Below are 17,571 nucleotides of genomic sequence, written 5' to 3' on the forward strand. Positions count from 1 at the left end.
AAGGTAAAGGAGCGTGTTTTATGGCCAAATTAAAAGCAAAAATGACGCTAGACAAAGCATACAAAGTAGCGGAGGTCGATGATCGCCTCTATGGTTCATTTATTGAACATCTAGGAAGGGCCGTCTACGGGGGGATTTACGAACCCGGTCATCCGAACGCTGATGAGCAAGGATTTAGAAAGGATGTTATTGAACTCGTCAAGACCTTGAAGGTACCGCTGATACGATACCCAGGCGGTAATTTTGTATCGGGATATAACTGGGAGGATGGCATAGGTCCTGTTGAGAATAGACCCAAACGCTTGGATCTCGCTTGGAGGACGACCGAGACCAATCAACTAGGGACGAATGAATTTATGGATTGGGCGAAGAAAGTCAATGCTGAGGTCAATATGGCGGTGAATCTAGGGACAAGGGGCGTGGATGCCGCGCGAAATCTTGTCGAATATTGTAATCATTCCTCAGGGTCCTATTGGAGTGATTTGCGGATTTCTCATGGCTATAAAGAACCTCATAGAATTAAAACGTGGTGTCTAGGAAATGAAATGGATGGTCCATGGCAAATTGGTCATAAAACGGCCCATGAATATGGAAGACTCGCTGCTGAAACGGGTAAAGCGATGAAATGGGTGGATCCAACCATTGAACTGGTAGCTTGCGGGAGCTCAAATAGGGAGATGCCGACTTTTGCTGAATGGGAAGCTACCGTATTGGAGCATACATATGAGCATGTTGACTATATTTCTCTTCATAGCTATTACGGTAACAGAGAGAATGATCTCGGTGACTATCTCGCAAGTTCATTAGCGATGGAAGATTTTATTCAATCAGTAGTTGCCATTTGTGATTATGTCAAGGCAAAGAAACGCAGTAAGAAGAAAATGTACCTGTCGTTTGATGAATGGAATGTTTGGTTTCATTCTAATGAAGCAGACCAACAAATAGCCCCATGGCAAGTGGCTCCACCGCTCTTAGAAGATATCTATAATTTTGAGGATGCTCTAGTGGTAGGTACATTGCTTATAACACTCTTAAAAAATGCCGATCGTGTAAAAATTGCCTGTCTTGCACAGTTAGTTAACGTCATTGCCCCTATTATGACAACTCAAGGTGGCGAGGCTTGGAAACAAACAATCTACTATCCTTACATGCATGCTTCAGTTTATGGGCGCGGTACCGTGTTAAATCCAGTGATTTCTTCGCCAGTGTATGATGCGAAGACATTTACCGAAGTTCCATTCCTAGAGTCAACATCTGTCTATGATGAGGAAAATGGAACCTTAACTATTTTTGCAGTTAATCGTAGTCAAGACGACAATCTCTTATTAGAGACAGATATTCGAAGTTTTGAAGATTATAAAGTGGTGGAGCATATTGTCTTAGAAAACAGTGATATAAAGGCGACCAATCAAGAGCATCATCACAATGTCACACCCCATTACAGAGGGGGATCTACTATAGAAGAGGGATATTTGACAGCTGAGTTACCTAGGTTATCTTGGAATGTCATTCGTCTTGCGAAATAGAGAAAAAAATAGGAAGAGAGTCAGGTTGATCTCTTCCTACATTTGTGTAAAAGGAGTGCATGTATGGAAAGAAATCAAATGATTATCAATACGGATATTGAAAAGGGAACAATTAATAAAAATATCTATGGTCAATTTTCAGAACATCTTGGGAGATGTATTTATGAGGGGCTCTGGGTTGGTGAAGATTCTCCGATTTCCAACACGAAGGGGATTCGAAATGATGTGTTAGAAGCTCTAAAAAAATTAAACATCCCAGTATTGAGGTGGCCAGGTGGCTGTTTTGCAGATGAATATCATTGGAAGGATGGTGTTGGACCACGCGAAAACAGAAAACGAATGGTCAACACGCACTGGGGCGGTGTTGTTGAAAACAATCATTTTGGAACTCATGAATTTTTACTTTTATGTGAGCTACTCGAATGTGAACCCTACATTTGTGGCAATGTTGGTAGTGGAACAGTCCAAGAAATGTCCGAGTGGGTGGAGTACATGACTTTCGATGGCGAGTCACCCATGGCCCATTGGCGCAAGGAAAATGGTCGCTCGGAACCGTGGAAAGTGAAATACTTCGGTATAGGTAATGAAAACTGGGGCTGCGGTGGCAATATGCGCCCGGAATATTATGCAGATCTTTATCGGCGTTATCAAACTTATACAAGAAATTATGGTGACAATCAGCTCTATAAAATTGCCTGTGGAGCAAATGTAGAAGATTATCATTGGACAGAGGTGTTAATGCGTGAAGCCGCACGGTTTATGGATGGACTAAGTCTACATTATTATACCGTTCCAGGTGATTCATGGGAGCATAAGGGATCGGCTACTCAATTCTCTGAGAGTGAGTGGTTTGCCACATTTAAGAAAGCGCTTTATATGGACGAACTCATTACGAAGCATGGAAAAATTATGGATCAATACGATCCTGAGAAACGAGTCGGCTTAATTGTGGATGAATGGGGGACCTGGTTTGATGTAGAAATTGGAACGAACCCAGGATTCTTATATCAACAAAATACTATTCGTGATGCACTTGTTGCAGGTGTCCATTTTCATATCTTCCATAAACATAGCGACCGTGTTCAGATGGCAAACATCGCTCAAATGGTGAATGTCCTGCAAGCCATGGTGTTAACCGAAGGGGATAGAATGCTACTTACTCCAACTTATCATGTGTTTAATATGTTTAAAGTCCATCAGGATGCAACTTTGTTGGCGGTTGATGCCAATATTAATGGATTTTCATTGAATGAAGAAATGATACCACAAGTCAGTCTTTCAGCATCAAAAGATAAAAATGGGACGATTAACATCAGCCTGTGTAATTTAGATCCTCAAAATGAAGCACCCATAGATATTCGTTTAAGAGGACTATCGTACGCTATCAACAACATTTCTGGTCAGGTGCTTTCAGCAACCAAGATCAATGATCATAATACCTTTGTAAATCCAGACAAGGTCAAGCCTGAGCCCTTTGCTGGAGCGACATTAACGGGTGAGAATATTTCCGCTACCTTACCCCCTATGTCTGTTGTGCTTTTATCAGTCGATGCATGAAAAGGGTGAACATGTAATGGCACATGTAAACGAGTGCAAAGGATGTAACCAAACGGTGATGGTTCCTGAGGAGGCTATTGAAAAGATGGTGGACTCTATTCCCCAAGATCAAGTGAATAGAGTTAATGAGCCCACTTACGAAAAGAGAATAAGGGCTTGTTATCACTGCTCATCTCTTTTATATAAAACGACCTGCAAGCATTGTGGGTGTCTAGTGAAATATAAGGCAAAGTTTGCAGACAAGGAGTGTCCCCATCCGCAGGGTTCAAGGTGGTAAGCTCAAGACAAGCAAAGTTTTTCGTACAATACGTCAAAGATTCTCATACCTGACTGAACGGTGAAAAGGATGCTATGAACAATGGATTAAACCAAAGGAGGATGTCATTCATGGAAAATGTGAATAAGACTAAAGAAAGTTTTGTGAAAGTTACTGATTCCTTTTGGAGAAGCCGCATGGATGTTGTCCGTGATCAGGTCATACCTTATCAATGGGACGCGTTAAATGACCGTATTCCGGATGCAGCACCCAGTCATGCCGTAGAAAATTTTCGAATCGCCGCTGGAGAAGCAGAAGGTGAGTTTCAAGGGATGGTTTTTCAAGATAGTGACCTCATGAAATGGCTTGAGGCCGTCGCATATAGTCTTGAAAATGACCCTAATCCAGAATTAGAATCCCAAGCGGATGCGGTCATTGACCTTTTCGAAAAGGCTCAACAAGAAGATGGCTATTTAGATACTTACTTTATCGTGAAAGAACCTGAGAAACGATGGACAAATCTCCGGGATTGGCACGAGCTGTATTGTGCCGGACATATGATAGAGGCCGCAGTTGCCTATTTCAAAGTGACGGGAAAATCGAAATTTCTGGACATTGTTTGTCGATTTGCAGATTATATTGATTCCGTTTTTGGTCCAGAAGAACAAAAATTGAATGGTTATCCTGGGCACCAGGAAATTGAACTTGCCTTAGTGAAACTTTATCGTGTGACAGGGAATGAACGCTATCTCAACCTTAGTCAATACTTTATTGATGAACGCGGAAAACAACCTCACTATTTTGATATTGAAAAAGAAGCACGGGGGGATAACAGGAAGTTTTGGTGGAAGGATGATTATGGGTATCTCCAAGCTCATTTACCCGTTCGTGAACAGACCAAAGCTGTAGGTCACTCGGTTCGAGCGATGTATATGTATACAGCCATGGCTGATTTGGCGAAAGAAATCCAGGATGAATCCTTGTGGAAGGCCTGTCAAACCTTATGGGACAATGTGACGAAGCAGCAGATGTATATCACAGGAGGGATTGGCTCTCAAGAATTTGGAGAATCTTTTTCCTTTGATTATGATTTACCCAATGATCTTTGCTATACGGAGACATGTGCCTCGATAGGACTTGTCTTTTGGGCAAGGCGAATGCTCGAATATAAGGTTCATCGTGATTATGCTGATGTTATGGAAAAAGCTTTATATAATGGCACGATGAGTGGGATGGATTTAGACGGTAAAAGGTTCTTCTATGTCAATCCACTCGAAGTGTCTCCAAAAACGAATGCAGAAAGAAAGGATAGAGAACATGCCAAACCGGTTCGACAAAAGTGGTATGCTTGTGCCTGTTGTCCACCAAACCTCGCACGACTTATTGCCTCCATTGGGCATTATATTTATTCAGCAAATGATCAAGAGGCCTTTATTCATTTATATGTCGGAAGCCAAACGGAATTAGACCTAGCAGGCCAAAAAGTTCTCTTCTCCCAGCAAACCAACTATCCATGGGATGAAACTGTCAATATAAAGGTGACCCCGGAGCATCCGGCGCAATTCACCGTCGCGGTTCGTATTCCAGGGTGGTGTCGAAAAGCCACTTTGAATATTAATGGTGAAGAGATAGATTTAAAGGCTTGTCTGAAAGACGGTTATGCTTATATTCATAGACTTTGGACCTCAGGTGATCAGATAGAGCTTTATTTACACATGCCAGTGGAGCGCATGAGAGCCAATCCCAAAGTAAGGGCGAATGCTGGAAAGGTAGCCTTGCAAAGAGGACCGGTTGTCTATTGTCTTGAGGGAGTCGATAATGGGGCAGATCTGCATAATATTGTCATTCCGAGGGAGACGGAATTCAATGTTGAATTTAAACAGGAATTTCTTAATGGGCTTGCCGTCATAACCTGTAAGGGGCAGCGTATTAACGCAACCTTATGGGAAGATGACTTGTATTCCTATCGAGAGGATCAAGTAGAGGAAATTTCCATTACAGCGATACCTTATTATGCATGGTGTAACCGCGAGCCTGGGGAAATGATGGTGTGGGTAAGTGAGAAGTAGGAACGCTAACATTAGAAAGTAGGGATAGTTTTGGGAGCTGGACATGGGTAGTCAAATGTTCAGCTTTCTTTTTCAAAAGAGGTACAAAAGGTATTGACAGAAAAAACATTCAACTCTAAACTATAGTTGTACGTATGAATATTGTATTTTTAGCGAATATAATCATCTTTGTACGAATAAATTTTTAGGGGTAAGTTGAGAAAATCAGTTTTGAAAAAAACGGATAATAAAGAGCACAGAGTAGAAATAGTAAAGTCAAATAGGCTTAATTCATCGGTCTATGGGGATTGCTTTTTTAGGAAATTGACTCTTTCTGTGGTGGACTAAGTGGTTTAAGCATTGCATACGCACGGGAAAAGGTGGTCTTTCTTAGGTATAGGGGAAAAAATTAAGACTTTTACCCCTTTATGCGAGGCATTAGCTTAGCAAAAGTGTAAGGTCCTTTTTTTAGCTTCTAAAAACTGAAATCAAACCTCTTTGAATATATATTGAAAAAAAGGAGGGTGTGTACATTGATAAATCTTGAAGCCTTTAAGACACTTTCTAATGAAATGAATGGCAGGCCGATCGATGTTGAAAAAGTTTTAATTGAGGTTGCCGCTTTAGAACAAGTCCCTAAGTATATAAAAGAAAAAGCTTTTCACCACGTTATGATTGTCATGGACGATAATACAGAGAAGGTGGCGGGACAAAGGTTAGCGCAATTATTTTTAGAGGCGGGGATTAGAATGACCTGTCATAAGCTGTCTGCCAATAGCCATGGTCAAGTGGTTGCTGATGAAGAGACGCTTATTGAGTTGATTCTCGCCCTCAAAAATGAAACCGATGTCTTAATTGCTGTTGGATCAGGGACGATTCATGATATTGTCCGTTTTGTTGGAGCGAAGACGAATAAACCGTTTATTTCTGTGCCGACGGCGGCTTCGGTGGATGGATTTACCTCTAAGGGAGCCCCTCTCATTATAAAGGGTGTCAAACAAACGATTCAAACCGAGTCCCCTATTGCTGTCTTTGCAGATATTGAAATCTTAGCAAAGGCTCCGACGGAAATGACTGCAGCAGGATTTGGAGATATTTTAGGCAAGTATACATCCCTTGTTGATTGGCAAATTTCTCATTTGATTGCTGATGAGCCTTATGTACCAAAGGCCGCAGAGATGACTCGAAGTGCTTTGGAAGCCTGCGTCTCCCATGTCGTTGAGATCGCAGAGAAAGACGAGAAAGGGATTACCCTTTTGATGACAGCTTTAATAGAATCGGGTTTAGTGATGTTGGTCCTGGATCATTCCCGACCGGCATCAGGTGCTGAGCACCATCTTTCTCATTTTTGGGAAATGGCCTTACTCAAAAATCATGAGCGGCAACGGTTACATGGCGCTAAGGTCGGCGTAGCGACAGGCATCATAATCCATCTATATAAAGAGAAGCTACAAAAAGTAAGGCATGAGCATCTCCGGTCAGTGAGCAGCCCTTACGCCGAGCAACTCTACAAGCATTGGTCTAAGATTGCTTGTTTAATAGAGGAACTGCCTGATCCCGAAGAAATACAGGCGCTTTTAAAAATCATAGGCGGTCCGACAACACCGGAAGAATTAGGTCTTACAGAGTCGCTAGTTCAAGAGAGCTTAAGAGAGGCCCATCATTTGAGAAAGCGTTGTACAGGATTATTTATTATTAATGAGAGTGACTGCAATCTATCAGAGAAGGTGTGAACGACGATGACGACATACTCAATCGGAGTAGACTATGGAACAGAATCAGCAAGGGCGGTCCTCGTAGATCTCCGTAATGGCGAAGTGGTAGCCTCTGCTGTGAAAAATTATCCTGATGGTGTCATTGATGACCATCTCCCAAGAACTAACATTAAACTCGAGGCGGATTGGGCCTTGCAAAATCCCAATGATTATGTCGAGTGCTTTATATCTACAGTGGGTGAAGTTGTCAGAGCGGTTAACGGAAAGATCGCTTCTGAAGACATTATCGGAATAGGCATTGATTTTACAGCGTGCACGGTTTTACCCGTTAAAGCAGATGGAACACCATTGTGCAATGTTCCCTCTCTTAGAGATCACCCTCATAGCTGGGTAAAACTTTGGAAACATCATGCTGCACAAGAAGAGGCCAATCGCCTTAATGCGATTGCCGCAGAACAGCCTGACTCCTTTTTATCGAGATACGGTGGGAAGATTTCCTCAGAATGGTTATTTCCTAAACTATGGCAAATTTTAAATGAAGCCCCTGATATTTATGAGGAAATGGATTGTTTTATAGAAGCAACGGATTGGATTATTTGGCAGTTAACAGGAAAAGAAACAAGAAGTTCTTGCACTGCAGGCTATAAGGCCCTATGGCATAAACAAAAAGGCTTTCCTGAATCTTCGTTTTTTAAAGCACTCGATCCTCGGTTAGAACATGTTGTTGATGAAAAATTAACGCGACACTTCTTGCCTGTCGGCTCAAAGGCAGGGGGCTTAACGGCAGCAATGGCTCAGCAAACGGGCTTATTAGAAGGGACGGCTGTTGCCGTGGGGAATGTTGACGCCCATGTTTCTGCGCCACCTACAGGGATCACAGAACCAGGAAGCATGTTGATGATTATGGGAACGTCGACGTGTGATATTTTGCTGAGTAAGGAAGAAAAGCATGTGCCTGGTATATGCGGCGTTGTAGAAGATGGCGCCATTCCTGGGTATTTTGCCTACGAATCAGGACAATCCGCTGTAGGCGATATCTTTGCTCGGTTTATCAAAAATGCTGTTCCGGATGCTTATTTTAAAGAAGCTTCTGCTAAAGGCCAGTCGATTCATGAGCTTCTAGAAGAAAAGGCAGCCAGCTTAGAGGTTGGTGAAAATGGTCTTCTTGCACTCGATTGGTTAAATGGCAATCGTTCGATCCTTGTTGACGGTGATTTATCAGGACTAATATTAGGATTGACACTTAGTACAAAACCGGAGGAGATTTATCGCGCCCTGATTGAAGCAACAGCTTATGGTAAGCGCTTAATTATTGAGAATTATGAGGCTAATGGCGTACCTGTTAATGCTCTGGTGGCCTGTGGGGGGTTACCCCATAAGAATAAGATGTTGATGCAGATCTATGCGGATGTCATAGGAAAAGAAATTTCGATTGCTGAACACCTACAAGCACCGGCTGTCGGAGCGGCGATGTTTGGTGCGGTGGCTGCGGGGCAATCGGAGGGTGGCTATGAAACGATTGCTGAGGCTGCCGAATATATGGCAAAGCTGAAGGACGAAAAGATTAAACCGATCCCGAAAAATACTCAGCGCTATGACATTCTTTATCGAGAATATAAGAAACTCCATGATTATTTTGGACGTGGTGAAAATGATGTGATGAAGGTCTTGAAGACTTTTAAAAAGTAAGGAGGAACTGAGGATGCTAGAAGCTCTTAAAGAAGAAGTCCTTGAAGCCAATTTAGCCTTACCAAAGTATGGATTAGTCACTTTTACTTGGGGGAATGTGAGTGGCATTGATCGAGAATCCGGATGCGTTGTCATTAAACCGAGTGGTGTTCCTTATGAAGAATTGAAGATTCAAGATCTTGTTGTGGTGGATTTGGAGGGGCGTACGGTCGAAGGCGAGTTAAATCCTTCTTCAGATACACCTACCCATCTTGTATTATATCGAGCGTTTCCTGATATAGGAGGGATTGTGCATACACATTCTTCCTGGGCCACAAGCTGGGCACAAGCGAGCCGTCCGATTCCAGCTTTGGGGACAACACAAGCTGATTATTTTTATGGAAGTATTCCATGTACACGACCGATGAGTGCTCAAGAAATAAAGGGAGATTATGAATTGGAAACGGGCAACGTCATTGTTGAAACGTTTAGAGAAATGAATCCTCAACAAGTGCCTGGCGTATTGGTCAATAGCCATGGTCCCTTTGCCTGGGGGGAAAATGCAGACAATGCGGTTCACAATGCCGTGGTGTTAGAAGAGGTGGCAAAAATGGCGTACCGAACGGTCACCTTAAATCCCTCAATAATGCCTATGGATCAGCATCTCCTTGACAAACATTTTCTGCGCAAGCATGGTGAAAATGCTTATTACGGTCAGTAAGAGGATGGCTTTGTGATAAAAATGGGCACGCCAAGCGACATTAATTTTTTGTGAATATGAATATACCAAAAGCGAGACATCCAAGCTTGTTTACTAGAGTTAAAGATAAAGGAGACAGAGATTATGTTAAAACTAAGACCTTATGAATTTTGGTTTGTCACAGGAAGCCAACATCTTTACGGGGAGGAAGCACTTCGGGAAGTTGAAGAACATTCAAAAGAGATGACCGTAGGCTTAAATGAAGGAGAGTCTCTCCCGTTTAAACTTGTCTTTAAGCCCGTATTAACAACACCAGATGCAATCAGGAAACTGTGTCTTGAAGCCAATAGCGATGAAAAGTGTGCAGGAATCATGACCTGGATGCATACCTTTTCTCCTGCGAAAATGTGGATTGCCGGTCTCTCAGAATTAAGGAAGCCGCTGCTTCACCTACATACTCAGTATAACCGGGATATTCCTTGGGATGAGATCGATATGGACTTTATGAATCTTAATCAATCCGCTCATGGGGATCGTGAGTATGGCTTCATGGTGACAAGGATGGGGCTTTCACGTAAAGTCATCGTGGGTCATTGGCAGGATAAGACTGTCCGCGAGCGGATGGGCCACTGGATGCATACCGCTGTCGCTTTTAATGAAGGAAAGCAACTAAAGGTTGCCCGTTTTGGTGACAATATGCGTCATGTTGCCGTCACTGAGGGAGATAAGGTAGAAGCCCAGATGAAGTTTGGCTGGTCCGTTGATTATTATGGCATCGGTGATCTTGTTCAAGATATTGAGGCCGTCACCGATCAAGAGGTTAATGCTTTATATGAAGCGTATCGTGAGCTTTATGATCTTCCAATGGAGGCCAGTCAAGAAGGGAAAATTCAAACTTCTATCAAAGAACAAGCTCGCATAGAAATAGGATTGAAACGTTTTCTTGATAGGGGGGGATACACAGCATTTACAACGAACTTTGAGGACCTCCACGGTATGAAGCAGTTGCCAGGTCTCGCTGTTCAGCGGCTTATGGCTGAGGGCTATGGTTTTGGTGGTGAAGGAGATTGGAAGACGGCTGCTTTAACAAGGATGATGAAAATCATCGCGGACAATAAAAGCACTTCTTTTATGGAGGATTATACTTACCATCTTGAACCGGGAAATGAAATGATTTTAGGGTCGCATATGTTGGAGATCTGCCCAACGATTGCTGCCACTAAACCTAAGATTGTTGTGAATCCACTGACCATGGGGAATAAAGAAGATCCTGCTCGACTTGTCTTTGATGGCCAGGAAGGTGCTGGGGTTACGGTTTCGCTTGTTGATTTAGGAAACCGCTTCCGAATGGTGATTAATGAAGTTAAAGCAGTAAAGGCTGAAAAAGAAACTCCAAAACTTCCAGTCGCAAAAGTATTATGGAAGCCTGAGCCCTCTTTAAGTGTGGCGACTGAGTCATGGATTTACGCTGGCGGTGCTCATCATACGGTCTTCTCACTGCAAGTGACAACAGACCAACTCTTAGATTGGGCAGAGATTGCTGGTATTGAATGTGTGGTGATTGATAAGGAGACAAATTTACGCCAGTTGAAGAATGAACTCAAGTGGGGAGATATAGCTTGGAAATAAAGGCTTAGGACTGGGACATTAATCAAAAAGTTCACTATAAGGAATTCTGTTTTATGAGTAAGGTTGTATTTTTGTAGCAGCTTGAAATAGCGATGGCTTTGTGCGAGAGATGGCTTTAGCTTACGTCATAGGGATGTACTCCCGTTGGCGTTATTACTGAACCAGTTTAAACAGAGTCTTCCCTATTTCAGCTGCTTAAATAGATGTTCTCTCTTCTCAAGTCCGTCCACTATATTTTTAATGGATAAACTTCATATAGTTTGCAAACTTGGATGACTCTATACGGGAACTACAACTAGAAAAGAGGTTTTACAACATGTCCGGTGGTTTATTTCATCTCAGTGCAATCGACTATTTTATCATTATTGCTTACTTTGCTTTTGCTCTTATTGTAGGTTTTATGTTACGTAAGCATACGAAAACAGGAAAAGACTTTTTTTTATCAGGGCGGTCCTTACCGACTTGGATTACAGGGATTGCCTTTATGTCTGCGAACCTCGGGGCCACTGAAATTATTGGCATGAGTGCAGGAGGGGCAGAATACGGCATGATCCAGGCCCACTTTTATTGGATCGGTGCCATTCCAGCCATGATTTTTATGGGCCTTTATATGATGCCCTTCTATTATGCTTCAAAAGCACGCTCAGTTCCAGAGTATTTAAAGCTGCGTTTCAATGAGGCGACTCGTGGGGTCAATGCGGTTGCCTTTGCAGCAATGACACTTTTGGTTTCTGGGATCAGCTTGTATTCTATGGGACTATTATTTAAAACATTATTAGGATGGTCTTTGACAGGGAGTATTCTATTATCTGCAGCGATCGTTTTGGTTTATGTTGTCTTAGGAGGACTGACTTCTTCAATTTTTAATGAAGTGACGCAGTTCTTTTTAATTTGTCTAGGTATTCTTCCCGTAACAATTATAGGGTTATATCATTTAGGGGGATGGAGCGGTTTAGTCGCGCAAATACCTCATGGTTTTGAACATACCTGGGGAAGCTTGGGATCTTCAGACAATTCCTTAGGTGCAAGTTGGATAGGTGTTGTTTTAGGGCTTGGCTTCGTCACCTCCTTTGCTTATTGGACTACAGATTTTCTTGTCGTCCAGCGGGCGTTTGCGGCGAAAAGTCAACGTGCAGCCCAAGTCACCCCGATTTATGCTTCTTTTATTAAAATGTTTATTCCAGCGATTACGATTGTTATTGGTTTAATTGCTCTGGCCGTCTTTCCTCATATTGGGCATGGAGACACGAGTTACAATCTTGCTTTACCGATGCTCCTAGCTAAATATTATCCTGTCGGTATGGTGGGGATTGGGGTTACCGCTCTTATGGCGAGTTTTATGAGTGGGATGGCAGGAAACATATCCGCCTTTACAACCGTTTGGACCTATGATATTTACCAAGCCTATTTTAAGAAGGATGCTTCAGATAGACACTATGTCTGGATGGGAAGGGTGGCTACCGTCGCTGGGGTCATTGTTGCCATTGCGGCTTCTTATTTAGCGGCAGGTTTTCCTAGTATTATGGACTACATGCAAACCCTATTCTCCTTCTTTAACGCACCTATTTTTGGGGTATTCTTACTCGGGATGTTCTGGAAACGCATGACACCCTGGGGAGGATTCTGGGGACTTGTCTCGGGAATCGCTTTCGCTTTTATTTTTTATTTCCTCATTCCCATCGACTTTGCGACACCAAATGCCGGGAATTTCTGGAGATCCTGGTGGGTATGGGTTGTTACTACAGTCGTCGGAGTGGGTGTCAGCTTGATCACAAAGCCAAAGCCGGTCGAAGAATTAAAAGGAATCGTCCTTGGGGTTGGCAAGTATCGTTCTTATAAGGGATTCAGTTGGTACAAACGCCCAGGTGTTCTTGGTATTCTCAGTCTTGTTGTCTTTGTCATTCTGAACATCATCTTTTGGTAGGAGGGGATTGGTATGGAAGAACAGCAACAACAGAAGTATTTCGACCTTCGGCGCTTAATCGGTATATTATTGACGCTTTATGGCATTGTTCTTGGCGGGTACGGTTTAATCTTTAATCCACAGACAGACGCTATTTCTTTCAACATCGACCTCTGGTGGGGACTCCTCATGCTGGTGGTCGGGGTCATCTTTTTACTTTTATCGCTGAAAGCTCCCAAGGTGGATGAAGAAGAGGAGTAAATTAGTATAGATAGTCATGGTCAAAAAGGGCTACGGATCCGTAGTCCTTTTTGAAAGAATGAACTTAAGATTGCGGTTAACTTGAGCTGTCAGCGAGCAGTTTTGAAAGAAAATGGATCACCTTTTTTTTAAGGGTGGGGACCTTATTTAAATTTTTTTCCCAAAGGGTTTGATTTTCAAGAATGGTATTCACCACTGCTTCCATTTTTTCAGAGGTGTCATCATAATTTTGCCATGCTTGTTCTAGAAATTTTAATGTTTCATTATTTTCTTTCAGCGGGTAAGTTTTGCCTTTCCACTGGCCGTAAGCTGTATCACCCTCATAATAGTGAACGCGATAGTAGAGTAGACTTGCAGCAAATGAATAGCTTAAGATTTCAGGGACTTGATGGTATTTTTCAATATAATCAAGGAGAGTAGGTAGGACTCTGACTCTGAATTTACTTAGACCATTGAGCCCTATATCAGATAATTGATGATGGTTAAAAGGATTAAGAAAACGTTGGATGACAGATTCAGCAAACACTGCTTTTTCTTCATCACTCGTCTCTAGAACCGGAAAGATTTCTTGTTGTAGACAGTGGTCAATCATTGCTCGTAATGCGTTATCCTCCATGACTTCAAGGACTGTTTCCTTTCCCTTGAGGAGACCAATTGCATACATCATCGTATGGAGCCCATTTAATATTCTTACTTTTAACTCACGAAAGGGTTTGACAGAGGTCCATTGGATGTTTAGTCCCACCTGCTGAAAAGGGAGGAGCTCTTCCATAGTTATTGGACCATCAATAACAAACAAATGATAAGGTTCTCCGATGGTCAAAAGCTCATCTTCATAATGGAACGTGTTATAAAAGGCCTCAACCTCACCATTTGTCTTTGGAAAGCCGGTGACAATGCGATCAACAAGTGTGTTATAAAAATGGTTGGCGGATTCTATCCAGCTTCTAAATGCCTCAGGAAATCCGAAATCCTGTGAGACTTTTAATACTATTTCCTTTAATAGATCGCCATTGTTTTCAACGAGCTCACAGGGGAAAATGTAAAAGCCGCTATTTGGGTCGCCTTGCGCTGATTGAAATCTCTCATATAGAAAAAGGGCCAGTTTCCCTGGAAAGGAAGGGGGGGCCGTTTCTGGCTCGTACTTTTCCTCTTTATAAGCTAAGCCTGCTTCTGTTGTATTGGAAAATATAAATTGGATGTCTTTATTTTGGGCAAGGCTTAACACCTCTTGCCAATCCGAATAGGGATTAATACCACGACTAATCGAAGTCACTACCTCGGCCTGATCAATCACTTGATTCTCTTGAATCCCTCTGAGTACGGTGGTATATAAATAATCTTGTCGCGCCAATTTTGGGAGAATCCGGCCATGAGGCGTCGGTTGTATGGCCACAATACTCCCATTAAATAGTCCTTGTTTATTCATTTGATGGATCATCCAATCAATGAATCCTCTTAGGAAGTTTCCTTCCCCGAACTGTACAATTTTTTCTGGCAAAGTTGGGCGTTGAGTGAGTACATCATTACTTAATCTCTTCATTGTGTCACCTCTAGCATTATAAAGTTACACCGGTTTTAAATATCGCAATTTCTTTAAATCCAAACTTTTCATTGTTTGTTTGAGTATTCCCAGACGCTATATCAAGAACGTAGTTAAAGAATGCCTGCTTGAGCTGATCCATATTTTTATTCTCTAAAAGCTCTCCGGCATTAAAGTCAATCCAGTTTTTCTTTTTAGTGTAGATCTGTGAATTGGTTGAGATTTTTACCGTAGGCACTGGTCCTCCAAATGGGGTTCCACGCCCAGTAGTGAATAAAACAATATGTGCCCCAGCAGCTGCTAAAGCAGTCACTGAAACAAGATCGTTTCCTGGACCTTGAACGAGATTTAACCCTTGCTTTGACACTTTTTCTCCATAATCAATAACATCTACCACCTCGCCTATACCGCCTTTTTGGACGCAGCCTAAGGATTTCTCTTCTAATGTTGAAATACCTCCTTTTTTGTTCCCAGGAGAAGGATTTTCATAGATCGGTTGTTGGTGTTGGATAAAGTAGTCTTTAAAACCATTAATGAGATTAACAGTTTTTGAAAAAATCCTCTCATTTGCGGCTCGATTCATTAAGATTGTCTCAGCGCCAAACATTTCTGGGACCTCCGTGAGAATGGTCGTTCCTCCATTTTGGATCAAGAGGTTAGAAAACTCACCTACCAGTGGATTCGCGGTAATTCCCGAAAATCCATCAGACCCACCACATTTCAATCCGACTTTTAATTTTGAGAGAGAAATGGGTTGCCTTTTGTCTTTTTCCATTTCGCCAATGAGCTCGCCGATTAAATCAATACCATCGGCGATTTCATCGTCCACCCATTGACTTTCTATAAACTTGACTCTATTTTCTTTATAGTCTCCGAGGCTTTCTTTAAACGATTCAATAAAATTATTTTCACATCCGAGTCCAATAACGAGGACACCACCGGCATTGGGATGGTTGACAAGGTTTCCAAGTAATTTTTGTGTGTATAAAAGATCATCCCCCAATTGTGAGCACCCAAAGGGATGGGGGTAATGATAAATGCCATCGATATTTCTATCCTTGTATAGGTCTCCTGCTAATCTCGCAATGCTTTCGGCGGTTTTATTAATACACCCTACTGTGTTAATAATCCATACTTCATTGCGAATACCGACTTCACCATTTGGACGGAGAAACCCTTGAAAAGTCAGGTCTGTCGTTCCTGCCTGGATACGATTTTCGTCAGGTGTGTAGGCATAGTTCAATGGCCCATCTAGAGTGGTTTTAATATTATGGGTATGGATCCATTCCCCTTTTTCAATGGGTTCAAGGGCCACACCAATCGGGTAGCCGTATTTCATCACTTTCTCCCCAGTAGGAATCGCTTTAAGAGCGACTTTATGACCTGAGGGAACGTCACTTATGAGCGTAATGTGTTGCTCATTTACATGGACAACGTCACCAGCAGATAAATCTTCTAAGGCAATAAAAACGGAATCGTTAGGGTGAATAACCATGGCTCGGTTATTTGCCATTTTATTTTCCTCCTTATTTAAAGCTAATTCATAAAATGACAGACATAGCGATGGGTGAGCTATGTCTGTAAGAAATAGAAATCAACTTATTTATTCAACCATCTATGGTCGGGATCTTCATAGGGATTGAGTTTTCTACCGGTTGGTCCCGCCATAAACCACAGATAATAAACTTGATAACCGCCAGCACTCCCAACTGGATGGTAGCCTTTATCAATCGCAAAACTTGCTCCTGGTCTAATGGTGTAGGCTTCATCAAGTTCACCATCCTTGGTATATAAGAATTGAACACCAAAACCTTGCTCCGGGTTCACCTGGTAATGATAAATTTCCTCTAAGTCCGGCTCTTCAGGAGCAAATTCACCATCATGTTTATGCGGAGGATAACCTGACCAGTTTCCAGGGGCATTGAATGTTTCCCCTAGAACGGTGCGTTGAACTTTCCCCGGGAAATCATTGTCTTCAATAATGTTGTGAACGACCCGTTTCCAAGTCTCATCTCCACGTTCGTTTACAACAATATGTTCTGGGCCTACGACAAATGGTTCATACTTTTCTTCTGCCTTTACTTTGCAGACTGCAACTTTTGTATCTGTCTCAGCCGTAACTTTGTAGGAAGAGTGACAAGGGATGTAAATGGCTGTGGCCTTTCCGTCAAAGACATTTTGCCGCCCGCCGAGATGTGTCCATTCCTTTCCTTCTGAGCTGACGGAGAGTTTTCCGTTTAAAATGACTAGAGTCGTTTCAAAGTCTTTAGTTGCTGCTTCAAAGGTTTGCCCCTTTGTGAGTGCAAGCTTTCCAAAAGCTAAATATTTTAGGAGATCACCATTTTCAGGGAAAATATCTTCATAACCGTTGATCGGTCGACCTTTAACAAATCGTTCCATCTCATCAATCCTTTCTCACTTTGAGACTACTATGTATTCAATGCTGGTGGGAATAGTCTTTGCCATTAGATTCTTGAGTGAATGTAAAACACATCACTATATTAAATGCGTTTTCTAAGGTGCTTAAATAGAGTCTTTTTGAAGACTGTTGTTTTTCTCAGAGGCATAAAGTTTAGGAGTTGAAGGATATTGCGACGTCAATCATAAAACACCGCTACGGAAATACACTCCGCTTTCCGCGGGCGGCTGGTGAGCCTCCTCGCGCTCCGCGCTCCGGGGTCTCACCTAGGCCTCTGCTCCCGCAGGAGTCTCCGTGTATTTCCTTCGCTAGCTTGGGTGCATAGCAAAAAAAAGAAATTCATTGA

General features: G+C 42.3%; 13 protein-coding genes. 10 read left to right on the forward strand and 3 right to left on the reverse strand.

Features of this window, described 5'->3' with window-relative positions; genetic code table 11:
- Window positions 1-20 precede the first annotated feature (20 nt).
- From arfA to IEV91_RS16000, 10 genes are all read left to right on the forward strand, one after another.
- A complete protein-coding gene (arfA, locus tag IEV91_RS15960; protein ID WP_188498426.1) occupies window positions 21-1,526 on the forward strand; it encodes an arabinosylfuranosidase ArfA in 1,506 nt (501 codons plus the stop codon).
- Between the two features lie 63 nt (window positions 1,527-1,589).
- Window positions 1,590-3,083: an alpha-N-arabinofuranosidase gene (locus tag IEV91_RS15965; protein WP_188498427.1), complete on the forward strand. Its 1,494-nt coding sequence runs from the start codon at window positions 1,590-1,592 to the stop codon at window positions 3,081-3,083.
- Between the two features lie 16 nt (window positions 3,084-3,099).
- Window positions 3,100-3,360: a DUF6171 family protein gene (locus IEV91_RS22095; protein WP_373284457.1), complete on the forward strand. Its 261-nt coding sequence runs from the start codon at window positions 3,100-3,102 to the stop codon at window positions 3,358-3,360.
- 110 nt (window positions 3,361-3,470) lie between these two features.
- Window positions 3,471-5,408 carry a glycoside hydrolase family 127 protein gene (locus IEV91_RS15970; RefSeq protein WP_188498428.1) on the forward strand — a complete coding sequence of 646 codons (1,938 nt, stop codon included), beginning with the start codon at window positions 3,471-3,473 and terminating at the stop codon, window positions 5,406-5,408.
- 512 nt (window positions 5,409-5,920) lie between these two features.
- On the forward strand, window positions 5,921-7,120 hold the full coding sequence (locus tag IEV91_RS15975; protein WP_229745620.1) for a sn-glycerol-1-phosphate dehydrogenase: 1,200 nt from the start codon (window positions 5,921-5,923) through the stop codon (window positions 7,118-7,120).
- A 6-nt stretch (window positions 7,121-7,126) separates the two neighbouring features.
- Window positions 7,127-8,791, forward strand: a complete 1,665-nt coding sequence (locus IEV91_RS15980; RefSeq protein ID WP_188498429.1) for a ribulokinase — start codon at window positions 7,127-7,129, stop codon at window positions 8,789-8,791.
- 13 nt (window positions 8,792-8,804) lie between these two features.
- A complete protein-coding gene (gene araD / locus IEV91_RS15985) occupies window positions 8,805-9,491 on the forward strand; it encodes an L-ribulose-5-phosphate 4-epimerase (RefSeq protein ID WP_188498430.1) in 687 nt (228 codons plus the stop codon).
- Window positions 9,492-9,614: 123 nt separating this feature from the next.
- Window positions 9,615-11,099: an L-arabinose isomerase gene (gene araA / locus IEV91_RS15990; protein ID WP_188498431.1), complete on the forward strand. Its 1,485-nt coding sequence runs from the start codon at window positions 9,615-9,617 to the stop codon at window positions 11,097-11,099.
- Between the two features lie 316 nt (window positions 11,100-11,415).
- The gene (locus IEV91_RS15995) at window positions 11,416-13,023 is read left to right on the forward strand and encodes a sodium:solute symporter family protein (protein WP_188498432.1); all 1,608 of its coding nucleotides are present in this window, start codon (window positions 11,416-11,418) and stop codon (window positions 13,021-13,023) included.
- 12 nt (window positions 13,024-13,035) lie between these two features.
- Entirely contained in the window at window positions 13,036-13,263 is a 228-nt protein-coding gene (locus IEV91_RS16000; RefSeq protein ID WP_188498433.1) for a hypothetical protein, read from the forward strand.
- Window positions 13,264-13,339: 76 nt separating this feature from the next.
- Here the strand turns inward: IEV91_RS16000 and IEV91_RS16005 are convergent, their stop codons facing one another.
- From IEV91_RS16005 to iolB, 3 genes are all read right to left on the reverse strand, one after another.
- Entirely contained in the window at window positions 13,340-14,806 is a 1,467-nt protein-coding gene (locus IEV91_RS16005) for a tagaturonate reductase (RefSeq protein ID WP_188498434.1), read from the reverse strand.
- A 16-nt stretch (window positions 14,807-14,822) separates the two neighbouring features.
- Window positions 14,823-16,319 (reverse strand): UxaA family hydrolase, encoded by a 1,497-nt coding sequence (locus IEV91_RS16010; RefSeq protein ID WP_188498435.1) that lies wholly within the window; start codon window positions 16,317-16,319, stop codon window positions 14,823-14,825.
- 86 nt (window positions 16,320-16,405) lie between these two features.
- A complete protein-coding gene (iolB, locus tag IEV91_RS16015; protein ID WP_188498436.1) occupies window positions 16,406-17,206 on the reverse strand; it encodes a 5-deoxy-glucuronate isomerase in 801 nt (266 codons plus the stop codon).
- Between the last annotated feature and the right edge of the window lie 365 nt (window positions 17,207-17,571).

Origin of the sequence: Pullulanibacillus pueri (assembly GCF_014639255.1) — a bacterium.
GTDB classification, from domain to species: Bacteria; Bacillota; Bacilli; order Bacillales; family Sporolactobacillaceae; genus Pullulanibacillus; species Pullulanibacillus pueri.

Coding starts and splice junctions, on each gene's coding strand:
- IEV91_RS15970 (WP_188498428.1), top strand. CDS start 3,471: ATGGAAAATGTGAATAAGACTAAAGAAAGTTTTGTGAAAGTTACTGAT.
- IEV91_RS15965 (WP_188498427.1), top strand. CDS start 1,590: ATGGAAAGAAATCAAATGATTATCAATACGGATATTGAAAAGGGAACA.
- araA (WP_188498431.1), top strand. CDS start 9,615: ATGTTAAAACTAAGACCTTATGAATTTTGGTTTGTCACAGGAAGCCAA.
- IEV91_RS16000 (WP_188498433.1), top strand. CDS start 13,036: ATGGAAGAACAGCAACAACAGAAGTATTTCGACCTTCGGCGCTTAATC.
- araD (WP_188498430.1), top strand. CDS start 8,805: ATGCTAGAAGCTCTTAAAGAAGAAGTCCTTGAAGCCAATTTAGCCTTA.
- IEV91_RS15980 (WP_188498429.1), top strand. CDS start 7,127: ATGACGACATACTCAATCGGAGTAGACTATGGAACAGAATCAGCAAGG.
- IEV91_RS15995 (WP_188498432.1), top strand. CDS start 11,416: ATGTCCGGTGGTTTATTTCATCTCAGTGCAATCGACTATTTTATCATT.
- IEV91_RS16010 (WP_188498435.1), bottom strand. CDS start 16,319: ATGGCAAATAACCGAGCCATGGTTATTCACCCTAACGATTCCGTTTTT.
- arfA (WP_188498426.1), top strand. CDS start 21: ATGGCCAAATTAAAAGCAAAAATGACGCTAGACAAAGCATACAAAGTA.
- IEV91_RS22095 (WP_373284457.1), top strand. CDS start 3,100: ATGGCACATGTAAACGAGTGCAAAGGATGTAACCAAACGGTGATGGTT.
- iolB (WP_188498436.1), bottom strand. CDS start 17,206: ATGGAACGATTTGTTAAAGGTCGACCGATCAACGGTTATGAAGATATT.
- IEV91_RS16005 (WP_188498434.1), bottom strand. CDS start 14,806: ATGAAGAGATTAAGTAATGATGTACTCACTCAACGCCCAACTTTGCCA.